Raw genomic sequence first — 11,952 nt, 5'->3', positions numbered from 1 at the left:
CTTTCAGCGGCGGCGGGCGCTGCGGTCGCGGCGCTCGAGGAGGTGGTTGGTGAGCTGCGGGTTGTGTGCGACGGCGGCGGCACTGTCGAGGGCGCGGCCGAGGAGTTGGTAGAAGCGGGCGGGTTTGAGGCCGAGGACGGCGCGGATCGCCTCGTCTTTGCGGCCGGTGTGCTTCTCGCCCCACTCGACCTCGAAGTCGAGCAACTCCTGCACTGTGTGCTTCGGCTCGGGAGCGCCCGCGGTCCCAGGCCGGCCACGGCGGTCCTGCACTTCGTGGGCAGTGTCGAACTCCTGCTGCCGCTCGTGGATCTGGGCGGCGAGGCGGTGGCGGGCGTGGATGGTCATGCGGTCCTGCCCATCCACGCCGGCGGGCCGGGGATGAGCGAGCCGCCCCGGGTCCGCCAGCCGCAGTCGGTGCGGACCGTGTCGAGCCCGGTCAGTCGGTCGAACTCGTCGCGGGTGATCTCCCTCGTCTCGCTCACGAGGTGGTGGGTGAGTCGGCCGCTCACGACGGCGCAGTCTTGGCGGTGCTCGGTTCGGCGCCCGGCGTCGGCTCCGCAGTCGCACGGGCCGGTGACGGGGATCCCGAGGGTGACGTAGAGCATGACGTCGCGCTCGTCGAGATGCACGAACGCGCCTACGGCGCGGCGGTGGATGCCGCCCTCGTAGGTGAGGCCGGTGACGGTGCCCCGCTCCCCCTGCACGTGGCAAATGGTGCCGGGCACTTCGGTGTAGACGCGTTCGTGCTCGCTCATGGTGGGTGACTCAGTTGGCGTCGATGAGGCGGCCGAGCAGCTCGATGCCGTCGGTGATGTTGTCGGCACGGGCTGCGGCGAGCGCGGGCAGCTCGAGGACCGCCTTGCGGTAGATCGGGTAGACGCGCTCGTACGTCTCCCGGCGGATCGCGTACCAGCGGTCGGAGTACCGCGCGGCAGCGTCAGCGTCAGCGGCAGCGTCAGCGGCAGCGGCAGCGGCAGCGGCAGCGTCAGCGGCAGCGTCAGCGGCAGCGTCAGCGTCAGCGTCAGCGACAGCGGCAGCGTCAGCGGCAGCGACAGCGTCAGCGTCAGCGGCAGCGACAGCGGCAGCGACAGCGGCAGCGACAGCGGCAGCGACAGCGGCAGCGGCAGATCCGGGCTCGGCGTCGGGGTTCTTCGCGAGCTCGGCCTTCACAGCCTCGGTTGCCGCGGCGCGGACCTTGTCTCGCCAGCCCTTGCGCTTCTCCCAGGTGAGGTCGCTGATGCGGCGGACGAGCGGGAGGGCGACGTCGCGGGTGGCCCAGTCGATGATCGGGGCGAGCTCGCGCAGCTGCTGTGCCTGCTCGGTGAGGCCGGCGGCGTCGAGCCAGCGGGGCAGGCCGGTGCGGACGGCCCAGTCGATCGCCAGCCAGCGACGCTTGTCGTCCTTCCCGTCTCCGGCGGTGCCGACCATGCGCGGGATGTACGGCTTGAGGCGCTGCCGGTCCTCGTCGGCGAGACGGTCGTTGAGGCGGCGGCCGTACGCGCCGAGCACCGGGCTGACGCACTGCGGGTGGTCACTGAACGGCTCGCCGGTGAAGTAGCTGACTGCCTCGAGGAGGCACATGCCCTCGGCGGGGTTGGAGTGCCCGCCGGATGCGAGCTCAAGGTCCTCGGGGACCGCGATCGGTGTGGCGTTCATCGGTGGTTCCTTCCAGTGGGGGTGGTGTGGTGATCGGTGGTGGTCTGCGTGACGGACAGGACGAAGCCGGGGCGGGTGACCAGCCCGTCCGCGTCGCTGAGGTGGCGGATGAGGCCGCGGGGCTTGTCCATGAACTGGGGTCGGTCGTCGACGACGACGCCGGCCTTGACGATCGCGTCGAACAGGCGCTTCTCGAGATCGCCGAGGTTGTCGGGGTCGCGGACCCGGTAGTCCGGCACCCACCAGGTGAGCTGCGCGGTCACTCGGTACAGCTCGGGGAGCTTCGCGAGGGTGATCAGCTGGTAGGCGTGGTTCTTCACCATCGACGCCTGCCTCGCGTGCCGCCGCCATCCCTGCCCTCGACCGCCGTTCATCGGCAGCGGGTTCGTGGGCCAGGCGAAGTGGAACAGCCACGTACGCGGTTCCTGGTGCGCCCAGCCACGCACCTCGAGCGGACTGCGCAGGCCGTCGAACCACCGACTGCTCATCGGAGGTTCCTCGCCGCCCGCTCGTTCGCGTACGCGATCGCCTGCTCGAACCGCGGGAAGTCGCGTGATGGGGCGACGATCGCTTCGATGCTCGGCGCGACGCCACGAGCCGGGATGGGCTCGGCGCGGAACACGTACACCGACGCGGCACCGTTGTGGACGAGCACCTTCCGGCGCACGCGCCACCGGCCCGTGGTGAGGCCAGTCGGGTCCTGGAAGCGCAGCGGCGTGAGGTCGCTGGTCTCGACGATGATCCTGTCGCCGCCGGCGAGGTGGACGTACGACATCCACTCGCCGCCGTACCCGACTCGGCCGATCTCGGGTGCTCGGTCCTCACCGAAGAATGCGACGCGCACGATCTGGCCGGCCTCGAGGACGGGTGCGGTGATGCTCATGCTGCGACCTCCATGCCGTCGCTGTGGTCGTGGGCGAGCGCGGCCCGGTCACGCTCGATGGTCTTGGACGTGACACCCAGCAGCAGGGCGATCTCGTTCGCACTGCGGCCGCGGGCGGTGAGCTCCGCGACGGCGACGTGCCGCTCCACGGTGGTGAGCTCGACCCGCGCGCCCTCGACTGCGAGGTCGATCGCGATGACGTCGATGTCGGCGCCGAGCTCGGTCGCGTCCTCGGCAGCCGGCGGCTCCGGATCGGTGTCGATGTCGTCCCATGCGAGAGGCGGGAGCCAGCCGAGGGCATCCGCGCGGCGGCGTGTGCGCAGTTCGGAGCGGCGATCCCATCGCGTGTCGGCCGGCGGATCGGCGTTCCACAGCTGCTCGTACATCCCGGCGATCCGCTGATGGGTCGCGACGGTGATGTGCGACTGGCTGCAGAGGATCTTGGACAGGCGGCCGCGCGAGGGCCCCGTGGTGCGCGCGATCGCTTCGAGCGCCCAGCCGCGGGCGCCGAGCGCCTGCAGTCGGCGCCGGGCGCCACGCGAGGGGACGAGCGTGAGCGGGTCGAGGTCCTGCAGACGGGGGTGCACGCCGAGGATGGCGCGACCGATGTCACCGAAGACGAACTTGAGCTTGCCGTGGACGACGCGGTACGGGGTGGCCTCGTTGACGCCGGCCGCACGGGCGATCTGCTCGAAGCTGTAGCCGAACTCCATGAGGTGTCGGACATGGTCGGCGATCGGCTCAGGATCGAGGCGTCCCGGGATCCCCGCGGCGACCAGCTGGCGCGAGAGTCGCTGCCGGTCGGTGTTCGCCTTGGTGCAGGGCACGCAACGGCACTTGTGATGCGTGTAGCAGGTGGTCTTGCCGCCGTGCTTGTGGTCCGCGGGGCAGACGTGCACGACGCTCACAGGAGGCCGCCCTTGCGGAGCGCCGACTCAGCGAGCGAGACGCGATGGAAGAGCTCCGGGTCGCCGTCCTGGTCGGGGTGCGCACGGCGCTGAGCCAGGCGGAGCAGGACGCGGGGCGAGGCCTTCTCCGCACGCTCCACGTCGGAGAACGTCGCGAGCCAGGCGATCGCCTCGTCCGCGTCCCGGAAGCCGGCGGGCGCCGCGGTGGCCTGGATCGCGAGGAAGCCGCGGTACTGCTCGCCCCGCTTGGTGACGCCGTAGCGGTCCACCTTGCGCAGCGCCTCGAGGGCGAGAGTCACGGCGCGGAGGTTCGACTCCCAGGTCGTGAAGGCGTCGCAGGGATAGGACACATGCCCGACGTTCGGGATGTCGAACGACAGGATGATGCCCGGGTGCTCGGCACGAGCGTTGGCGTACGGCCGCCCGTCCATCCGGAACTGTGCCGGATCGATCGCCACGAGAAGCTCGGTGCCTTTCGCGCCCAGCTCGCGGAGCTCGCGATCCAGGTCCCGCAGCGTCTGACCCAGCGGAACGGGAGTGCCCGGAACACGCTTGCCGTCGACGTACTTCGGCGGTCGATTGAACGGCGACGCCACGCGCGACGTCCTCAGAGCGCCCGGCCACTCCCGGATCGGGCCGACGTTCATCGTGTCCGGCCAGGCGCTCATCGGATCACCACCAGGGCGATGGCGAGCAGTGCGAGGGGGATCAGGCCGACCAGCGCCGAGGTGATCGCGAGGCGGTCACGGCCAGCGGGTCGCGTGTCGAGGTTGGGGTCGCTCATGAGCGTGGGGTCCTTGAGTCGTGGGGTGGTCAGTCGAAGAGGGGGATGCGCGTGTCGTCGACCGGCGCCGGTTCGGCGATGGCGCGGAGAGTGGTGCGCAGCTGGGTCATGCCGACGGGCGTGATGTAGACCTGCTCGTACGAGGCGTGTCGGTCCCTGCCCGGCGCCGGGTGCTTCATCCGGCGGATCGTCACCCACCCGTTCGCGCGGGCCATGACGGTCGGCTGCCAGCAGTCGTCGCCGCGGGTGATCCAGCCCTCGCGCTCGAGGTGCGCGAAGAGGGTGTTCTGCCCGATCGTGATCGCCGGGTCACGGTCGAGGGTGCGTGCCGCCTGGCGCACGGTGAGGCTGTTCATGAAGCCGACGTCGCGGCGGGCACGGGCGAGCGACTCAGGATCGAGGAGGCCGGGCAGCGCGGAGTCGAGCCAGGCGAGGAACTGGCGGGCGGTCTCCTTGCCGGCGTGCTCGTTGACCTTCGTGATCGCGGCGTCGACCGGGTAGAACGGGATGCCGTCGAGCTCTTCGGGCCAGGCTTCGCCGAGCACCGTCTCGCCGGCGCCCCACGCGGGCACGTCGGCCAGGCGCTCTACGTCGTCGGCGCGGAGGTAGGTGTAGGCCCCGTCGACCATGATCGTGAGGTCGCCGTGGCCCGGCCACCGGGCGATCATCTTCACCGGCTGCTGCAGCTCCATCAGGCCACCGCCTCGAGGACCCTGCCGGCGGCAGCCTCGTCGAGCGTGCGGAGTCCGAGCGCACCGCGGTACGGGATCGGCTCGGCCAGCGGACGCGGGTTCGCGAGCACCAGGTGCTCGTGGTACGCCTGCGCCCAGGGCGAGCAGAGCTCGTACTCGTGGCACTTGAGGCCCCGCGAGCACTCCATCCCCGACCAGTGCACGTCGGTCAGGTCGACCACGCCGATGATGCGCCCATGATCGCGTGCCCATGGCACGGTCTCCACCGACTTCGGCCGCGCCCTGGTCGCGGCATCCATCCACCGCGCGGCGGCCGCATCGAGCACCTCTCGCGTTTCCGACAGCGAGAAGGCGTTCGCGTCCTCCGTCTGAGCGACGTGGATCGCGACTGGACCGCGGTAGTCGCCGGCGATGTTCCGGACGCGGTTCTCCACGTCCTTCCCGCCGTGGATGATCGCCCACGCCCATGGCTGGCGCACGGTCAGGACCCTCACGACGTCACCTCGTGCAACGGGATGAGCTCGACGCCGGCGTGGAAGCCGATCGGCTTGGCCGCACCGCAGCTCACGCATGTCCACTGATCGCCAGCCCGCATGGCGCGATCGAAGATCGACCGGACCTGCGCGGCGTGAGCCTCGCACGCGATGACCGTGCTGCCACAGCAGCGGTGCCGCATCACCAGCACGGCGTCGTGCTCAGGGGTGTGCGGACTCTGGCAGCGCGGCACGAAGTCCAGCGACTCGAGGACCGCGGCGTCCTGGTTCTGAGGCGTGCTCATCACACCGCCTCCGCGTCGCAGTAGCTGTGCTGGTCGTAGAAGTCGGCGTGGAACCCCGGGTCGTCTCCGCGGCTGAAGGCGCGTGCTCCGCAGGAGCATGTCGCGAACGCGCGAGCCGAGGCAGGGAACGTGCCCCGCGCGAAGAACAGCGCGTTCTCGCAGCGGTGGGTCAGGATGCGCTTGCGGCGGTCGTGCCGGCGACGGCGCTTCATCTTGGCGCTCATGGTGGGTCTCCTAGTGGGGTTCGGAGGGCGTGGAAGGGCTCAGCGACGGTCGACGTCGTCGAGCTGGTCGAGCCGAGAGGGCTCCGGCGCGGGGTCGTCCTCGACCCACGCGTCGGCGTGGAACAGGTCGGCAGCCGCCGACCACAGGTCGGCCACGAGCTGCGGACGAACGGCGAGCACAGCGAGGAGCGCCGCGAGCAGCGCGACTCCATTGACACGCTCGGTCAGCAGCACGTGCACGAGGCACGAGGCCGCGGCGAGCGCGAAGGCCCAGCGGAGGGTGGCCATCAGTCGGCCTCTTCGCGGTGTGCGCGTTCGTAGCGCTCGACGGCGGCCTGCTCGAAGCGGGTGTATCGGCCGACCTTGATGGACGCGAGGTCCTTCTTGCGGGCGAGCTCGAGCACGTACTTGCGGCGGACCTTCCACCGCTCGGCGATGTCGTCGGGCGTGAGCAGCGGCGGGCGCTTGGTGGCGGTGGCGCTCATGCTGCGTCCGCGGTCTCGACGACGGTGACGATGCTGTCGAGCGACCAACCGGTCTTCAGGGCGATGCGGGTGAGCAACGTCTCCCCGATCACGCCTGTGTCATAGGCGCGGGTCACCGAGGAGACTGCGACGCCGAGGCCTCGGGCCATTTTCGTGGCATTGAGGGTGCCGTCGAGCCGGCCGCTCTGGTGCATCCAGCCGTACTCGCGCGCTACCCGCTCGAGGGTCTGGGGAGTGATCTTGAGCATCGGGGCTCCTTTGTCTGGTGCTCGCAACATCCGGTGTGGCGTTCACCATATAACGAGTGTCTGGTGCGCGCAACATTCATGCCGCTTTACTTTTCGTTGCGCACACGCAACACTTGTCCCGTGAAGCAGGAGACAGCACCCCAGTGGGCAACCTGGCTGCAGGCGCAACTCGATGTACGTGGCTGGCGACAAGCCGACCTCGTTCGTGAGTCACAGGGCCTCATCAAGCGCGATCGCGTGAGTAAGTGGTTGCGCGGGGCCGAGCGCCCCACCCATCGCATGGCCGTGATCACTGCGAACACGCTCGGCGTCTCGAGGGATGAGGTACTCGGTGCCGCCGGCTACGAAGCTGAGGGCGAGCCGGTGACCTACTCCACGCTCCCCTCCGGCGGTCAGTTGACAGCCCAGACGCCGCCCCGCGAACTGGCGCTCGCTCTCGCTGCGGTTTCCGACGTTGCACTCTTGGAGTTGCTGCTCGAGCGGGCCCAGACCCGCGATGGACAGCGGCTCCCCCTGCCGCCGGAGGTCCCGGAGGTCCACCCTGCCGCCGCTCCCCCGGTGTACGAGGCCGTCTCGGAGTTCATGGACGAGGCTGGGCGCGCTGACTTCGACCCCTTCACGCGGACGTCTCGTTCTCACCTCCAAGCCGAAGACCTCGCGCGGGACACGCCTGATTCGGAGCGCTTCTAATGCCGGTCGTTGACCGCTGGTACCGGCGTGACAAGAAGACGGGCAAGAAGATCCGCACCGAGCGCTATGGCGTCGGGCTCCGCTGGCGTGTCCAGTGGGAGACGGAGGACGGGCGTCGGCCGTCGAAGTCGTTCGCAACCAAAGACGAGGCGGAGAAGAACTATGCCGCGATTAAGGCCGACCTCTATCGCGGCGCCTACATCGACCCCGAGCTCGGCAAGATCACGCTCAAGGAGTACGCCGAGCAGTGGCTCGCGGCCCGTGACCACGCCGCGCTCAGCGCCGAGGGGACGCGCAACCGCCTCGAGAAGCACGTCTACCCGCATCTCGGCCACATCCCCCTGCGGAAGATCCGTCCCACGACGATCCAGACGTGGGTGAAGGGCCTCGCCGCGACCCGCTCCGAGCACGACAGGTCGAAGGCCGGCGAGGTGCCGCGGATGCTCGGCGGCACGACGCGCGAGCGGATCTTCGCGAACGTCGCCTCGATCCTGCAGGCCGCCGTTGACGACGGGATCCTCGCGCGCAACCCGGCGAAGGCCGGCAGCGTCGTGAAGCCGCGGAAGGACACCAAGCCCGCCATCCCGTGGGCGCGCAGCCGGATCATCGCGGTGGAGAAGAACTTGCCCGAGCGGTGGAAGCCGATCATCTCGCTCGGGACCGGCGAGGGGCTGCGGCGCGGCGAGATGTTCGGGCTCGACCCCGAGGCGGACATCGACTGGCTCGCGCGCGAGATCACCGTGCGCCGGCAGGTGATCGTCCTCGGAGGCAACAAGCTCGTGTTCGCGCTGCCGAAGTACGAGAAGACGCGCACCGTTCCGCTCTCGCCGTACGTGGCTGCGCAGCTGGCCGCGTACATGCAGAAGTTCCCACCCCGCGAGGTGACGCTGCCATGGATGGATCTCGACGGGCCGCCGGTCACGGCGAAGCTGCTGTTCACCTCCCGTGAAGGCAAGGCGGCGAACGGGAACTACGTCGGGCAGAGGATCTGGCGTCCCGCCTGCCGGGCGGCCGGATTCGAGCCGACGAACCGCGACGGCTTCCACGTGCTGCGCCACACCTACGCGAGCGTGCTGCTCGACGCCGGCGAGTCGATCATCACCGTCGCCGAGCACCTCGGGCACGCGGACTCGTCGTTCACGCTCAAGACGTACGGACACCTCATGCCGGAGTCCGCCGACCGCTCGCGCGCGGCGATCGACGCCTTCATGCGCGGCGACAAGGACGACGAGGAGTCGGACGCCGGCGACGACGCGGCGGGCGCAGAGGGATCGTCGGCCGGCTGATTACACCCGGATTACACCCGAGCGCCCCGAGGGTGCTCCGCTCGCCCTAGAAATCAGGGGCCACGGCGGAATGGTCGAGCTCTACTTCGGCGTCTGACCCCGGACCGGCGCAGGGGCCCCGTCACCTTCCAGGTGGCGGGGCCTTCGTCGTTCCCGACGAGACAGCACCGCCCCGCCGAGGCAGCAGTGGCCACACGCTGTCTCGCGCGGGCGGTGCTGTCTCGCGCGGGCGGTGCAGTCTCGCCGGGCGGTGCAGTCTCGCCGGGCGGTGCTGTCTCGCGCGGGCGGTGCAGTCTCGCGCCGGCGGTGCTGTCTCGCCGGGGCTCAGCCGTAGAAGAGGCGGTCGAAGACGCGGCGGGCGCGGCGAGCCGTGCCCAGCCAGTCCTGCTCGACCTGCGTGGCGCAGTGCGCGGGGTACTCCAGGATGCGGCCGATGCCGTCGAGCAGACGGCGGTCCGTCGGCAGGACGTCGCTGGTCTGGCCCGACAGGAGCGTGTTCGCCGAGCGCAGGCGGGCGGCCAGCAGCCACGCGGCCCGCAGCAGGGCGGCGTCGTCCGCGCCGACGAGATCCGCCTCCACGGCCGCCTGCAGGGCGGCGAGCGTCGAGGTCGTGCGCAGGCCGGGGACGGCGTGCGCGTGCTGCAGCTGCAGCAGCTGCACGAGCCACTCCACGTCGCTCAGGCCCCCCGGGCCCAGCTTGAGGTGCCGCGTCGGGTCGATGCGCTTCGGCAGCCGCTCGGTCTCGACGCGCGCCTTGATCCGCTTGATCTCGCGCACGGCCTGCGCGTCCGGGTGCTCCGGGTAGCGCACGTCGTCCGCCAGGCGCATGAACGCGTCGGTGAGCTTCGCGGATCCGCCCACGCCGCGGGCGCGCAGCAGCGCCTGCGCCTCCCACGACACCGACCAGCGGCGGTAGTACTCGGCGTATGCGTCGAGCGAGCGGACGATCGGCCCCTTGCGTCCCTCGGGGCGCAGGTCGGCGTCGAGCTCGAGCGGCAGGCGGAAGTCCTCCGACACGCGCCGCAGCTCCGCGACGATCTTGAGCGCGAGCGACTCGGCCCGATGGGCCTCGACGCCCTCGGGGCGGTAGACGAACAGCACGTCCGCGTCCGAGCCGAAGCCCAGCTCGGCCCCGCCGAAGCGGCCCATGCCGATGATCGCGAAGTCGAGCGACGCGTCCTCCTCCGGCACGACCTCGCGGCGCACGGCGCGCAGGGTCGCCTGCAGCGTCACCTCCGTGATCGTGGTGAGCGCCTCGCTCAGCTGATCCAGCGTCGTGACGCCCAGCACGGCACCCATCGCGGTGCGCAGCATCTCGCGACGGCGCAGCGCGCGCACGGCGCGCATGGCGTCCTCGATCGTCTCGTGCCGGGTCCGGATCGCGCGCGCCTCCTCCTCGAGCGCGGCGCCGGAGCGGGGCTTCAGCTGCTCGTCGCTGTCCAGCCACGGGACGGACTCGGGGATCCACTCCATCAGCTCGCCCGCGTAGCGCGAGGCCGACAGCAGGCGCGTGAGACGCTCGGCCGCGCCGGACGAGTCGCGCAGCATCCGCAGGAACCAGGGCGTCTCCCCCAGTCGCTCGCTGACGCGACGGAACGCGACCAGGCCGTAGTCCGGATCCGTGCCCTCCGCGAACATCCGCAGCATGACCGGCATGAGGTGGCGCTGGATGGTCGCCTTGCGGCTGAGGCCGCTCGTGACGGCCCCGATGTGGCGCAGCGCCACGGCGGGTTCGCGGAACCCGATCGCGGCGAGCCGGTCGCGCGCCTGCTGCTCGGTGAGCGATCCCTCGTCCTGCGGCAGGCTCGCCACCGCCGACAGCAGCGGGCGGTAGAACAGGCGCACGTGGATCTCGCGCACCTCGCGCTTGATGTGCTCCCATATGCGCGTGATGCCCTCGGCCGATTCGGCCAGCCGCGTGGCCCGCGCGAGCGCGCGCAGCCCGCCCTCGACGCGCGGCATCAGGTGCGTGCGCGACAGCCCCACCAGCTGCAGGCGGTGCTCGATCAGGCGCAGCACCCGGTAGTCGCGCGAGAAGACGGCGGCCTCCTGCCGGCCGATGTAGCCGCCCTCCTCCAGCGCGTCGATCGCGCCGAGCGTCCCGCGCTGCCGGATCGCGTCGTCCGAGCGTCCGTGAACGAGCTGCAGCAGCTGCACCGCGAACTCGATGTCGCGGATGCCGCCCGGGCCGAGCTTCACCTGGTGGGGGACGTCGTCGGCCGGGATGTGCTCCATGACGCGCTCGCGCATCCGCTGCACGTTGTCGACGAAGTCGTCGCGGCCGGAGCTGGCCCACACCATGGGCTGGATCGCCGCGACGTACGCGTCGCCGAGGGCCGGATCGCCCGCGAGCGGGCGGGCCTTCAGCAGAGCCTGGAACTCCCAGCTCTTGGCCCAGCGGTCGTAGTACGCGATGTGCGACTCGAGCGTGCGCACGAGCGCTCCCTGCTTGCCCTCGGGGCGCAGGTTCGGGTCGACCTCCCACAGCGGCGGCTCGGCCTCGATCCCGTCGATGCCGCGCATGGTCTGGATCGCGAGCCGCGTCGCGATCTCGATCGCGCGCGCCTCGGACAGGTCGGATCCCTCGGCCGCCTCGCCGACGAAGATCACGTCGACGTCGCTGACGTAGTTGAGCTCGCGCGCGCCCGACTTGCCCATCCCGATGATCGCCAGGCGTGTCTGCGCGACCTCCTCGCGCGCGAACCCGCCGAACCCGCCGGCGCTCGTGACCTTCGCGCGCGCGACGGCGAGCGAGGCGTCGAGCACCGCCCCCGCGGCATCCGCGAGCGCCGCCGTCACGGCGTGCACGACCGACACGGGATCCTGGTGCATCAGGTCGAACACCGCGATCTCGGCGATCAGCGCGCGGTACGCGACACGCAGGGCGATCCACGACGCATCGTCGCCCGAGGCGGCGAAGCCGTCCGCGTCGGCGCCCACCGCCTGCCGCAGGGCGCGCCGCATGTCCTCGGCCGCGGGCAGCCGGCGGCCGGCCGCGGGCAGGTCGGCGAGGCGCTCGGGGCGGCGCAGGTAGAAGTCGGCGAAGCCGCGGGACGCACCCAGCAGGCGCCACGCGACCGCGCTGCCGCGCTCGTCGCGCAGCACGTCGCGCACCGTCTGCTCGCGGCGCCGAGCGATCCGCACGAGCCCGGCGAGGGCCTCATCCGGATCCGCGGCCTGTCCCGCGTCGGCGAGCAGCGCCTCCCGGTCCAGCCCGATCAGCCCCGCCAGCTCGCCGAGCTGCTCGTCCGCCTCGTCGAAGCGCGAGAAGCCCAGCCGGGCGAGGTGCGTGAGCGACGACGCGCGATCCGGAGCCAT

At 71.1% G+C, this 11,952-nt stretch carries 17 protein-coding genes; 2 read left to right on the top strand and 15 right to left on the bottom strand.

From position 1 onward, the window contains the following. Positions 1 to 3: 3 nt before the first annotated feature. From AAD528_RS00510 to AAD528_RS00445, 14 genes are all read right to left on the bottom strand, one after another. The gene (locus AAD528_RS00510; protein WP_345750089.1) at positions 4 to 345 is read right to left on the bottom strand and encodes a DUF3263 domain-containing protein; all 342 of its coding nucleotides are present in this window, start codon (positions 343 to 345) and stop codon (positions 4 to 6) included. Then, positions 342 to 755 carry a hypothetical protein gene (locus AAD528_RS00505; RefSeq protein ID WP_345750088.1) on the bottom strand — a complete coding sequence of 138 codons (414 nt, stop codon included), beginning with the start codon at positions 753 to 755 and terminating at the stop codon, positions 342 to 344. The genes AAD528_RS00510 and AAD528_RS00505 overlap by 4 nt, the downstream gene beginning before the upstream one ends. Before the next feature lie 10 nt (positions 756 to 765). Beyond that, positions 766 to 1,656: a hypothetical protein gene (locus AAD528_RS00500; RefSeq protein ID WP_345750087.1), complete on the bottom strand. Its 891-nt coding sequence runs from the start codon at positions 1,654 to 1,656 to the stop codon at positions 766 to 768. Then, entirely contained in the window at positions 1,653 to 2,144 is a 492-nt protein-coding gene (locus AAD528_RS00495; RefSeq protein ID WP_345750086.1) for a RusA family crossover junction endodeoxyribonuclease, read from the bottom strand. Before AAD528_RS00495 ends, AAD528_RS00500 begins: the two co-directional genes overlap by 4 nt. Beyond that, positions 2,141 to 2,539 carry a hypothetical protein gene (locus AAD528_RS00490; RefSeq protein WP_345750085.1) on the bottom strand — a complete coding sequence of 133 codons (399 nt, stop codon included), beginning with the start codon at positions 2,537 to 2,539 and terminating at the stop codon, positions 2,141 to 2,143. The genes AAD528_RS00495 and AAD528_RS00490 overlap by 4 nt, the downstream gene beginning before the upstream one ends. Further along, the gene (locus AAD528_RS00485) at positions 2,536 to 3,447 is read right to left on the bottom strand and encodes a helix-turn-helix domain-containing protein (protein ID WP_345750084.1); all 912 of its coding nucleotides are present in this window, start codon (positions 3,445 to 3,447) and stop codon (positions 2,536 to 2,538) included. The genes AAD528_RS00490 and AAD528_RS00485 overlap by 4 nt, the downstream gene beginning before the upstream one ends. Beyond that, positions 3,444 to 4,115 carry a hypothetical protein gene (locus tag AAD528_RS00480; protein WP_345750083.1) on the bottom strand — a complete coding sequence of 224 codons (672 nt, stop codon included), beginning with the start codon at positions 4,113 to 4,115 and terminating at the stop codon, positions 3,444 to 3,446. The genes AAD528_RS00485 and AAD528_RS00480 overlap by 4 nt, the downstream gene beginning before the upstream one ends. 145 nt (positions 4,116 to 4,260) lie before the next feature. Then, positions 4,261 to 4,923: a phage antirepressor KilAC domain-containing protein gene (locus AAD528_RS00475; protein ID WP_345750082.1), complete on the bottom strand. Its 663-nt coding sequence runs from the start codon at positions 4,921 to 4,923 to the stop codon at positions 4,261 to 4,263. After that, complete coding sequence (locus AAD528_RS00470) at positions 4,923 to 5,417, bottom strand: ASCH domain-containing protein (RefSeq protein WP_345750081.1); 495 nt, start codon at positions 5,415 to 5,417, stop codon at positions 4,923 to 4,925. The genes AAD528_RS00475 and AAD528_RS00470 overlap by 1 nt, the downstream gene beginning before the upstream one ends. Then, positions 5,414 to 5,701 carry a hypothetical protein gene (locus AAD528_RS00465; RefSeq protein ID WP_345750080.1) on the bottom strand — a complete coding sequence of 96 codons (288 nt, stop codon included), beginning with the start codon at positions 5,699 to 5,701 and terminating at the stop codon, positions 5,414 to 5,416. Before AAD528_RS00465 ends, AAD528_RS00470 begins: the two co-directional genes overlap by 4 nt. After that, positions 5,701 to 5,925 carry a hypothetical protein gene (locus AAD528_RS00460; protein ID WP_345750079.1) on the bottom strand — a complete coding sequence of 75 codons (225 nt, stop codon included), beginning with the start codon at positions 5,923 to 5,925 and terminating at the stop codon, positions 5,701 to 5,703. The genes AAD528_RS00465 and AAD528_RS00460 overlap by 1 nt, the downstream gene beginning before the upstream one ends. 39 nt (positions 5,926 to 5,964) lie before the next feature. Then, entirely contained in the window at positions 5,965 to 6,213 is a 249-nt protein-coding gene (locus AAD528_RS00455) for a hypothetical protein (protein ID WP_345750078.1), read from the bottom strand. Next, positions 6,213 to 6,410 carry a helix-turn-helix domain-containing protein gene (locus tag AAD528_RS00450; protein ID WP_345750077.1) on the bottom strand — a complete coding sequence of 66 codons (198 nt, stop codon included), beginning with the start codon at positions 6,408 to 6,410 and terminating at the stop codon, positions 6,213 to 6,215. The genes AAD528_RS00455 and AAD528_RS00450 overlap by 1 nt, the downstream gene beginning before the upstream one ends. Then, a complete protein-coding gene (locus AAD528_RS00445) occupies positions 6,407 to 6,658 on the bottom strand; it encodes a hypothetical protein (protein ID WP_345750076.1) in 252 nt (83 codons plus the stop codon). Before AAD528_RS00445 ends, AAD528_RS00450 begins: the two co-directional genes overlap by 4 nt. Before the next feature lie 120 nt (positions 6,659 to 6,778). On the opposite strand from AAD528_RS00445, the gene AAD528_RS00440 reads away from it, so the two are divergent. Together AAD528_RS00440 and AAD528_RS00435 are read left to right on the top strand one after the other, a co-directional pair. Further along, positions 6,779 to 7,348, top strand: coding sequence for a hypothetical protein (locus AAD528_RS00440; RefSeq protein ID WP_345750075.1), 570 nt, complete (start codon positions 6,779 to 6,781; stop codon positions 7,346 to 7,348). After that, positions 7,348 to 8,634, top strand: coding sequence for a tyrosine-type recombinase/integrase (locus AAD528_RS00435; protein ID WP_345750074.1), 1,287 nt, complete (start codon positions 7,348 to 7,350; stop codon positions 8,632 to 8,634). The genes AAD528_RS00440 and AAD528_RS00435 overlap by 1 nt, the downstream gene beginning before the upstream one ends. Positions 8,635 to 8,958: 324 nt before the next feature. Here the strand turns inward: AAD528_RS00435 and AAD528_RS00430 are convergent, their stop codons facing one another. Next, entirely contained in the window at positions 8,959 to 11,952 is a 2,994-nt protein-coding gene (locus AAD528_RS00430; protein WP_345750073.1) for a bifunctional [glutamine synthetase] adenylyltransferase/[glutamine synthetase]-adenylyl-L-tyrosine phosphorylase, read from the bottom strand.

Origin of the sequence: Microbacterium rhizophilum (genome assembly GCF_039605615.1) — a bacterium.
Classification (GTDB): Bacteria; Actinomycetota; Actinomycetes; order Actinomycetales; family Microbacteriaceae; genus Microbacterium; species Microbacterium rhizophilus.
Note: the sequence above shows the minus strand (reverse complement) of the source record. Positions and strands in the feature narration are given on the sequence as shown.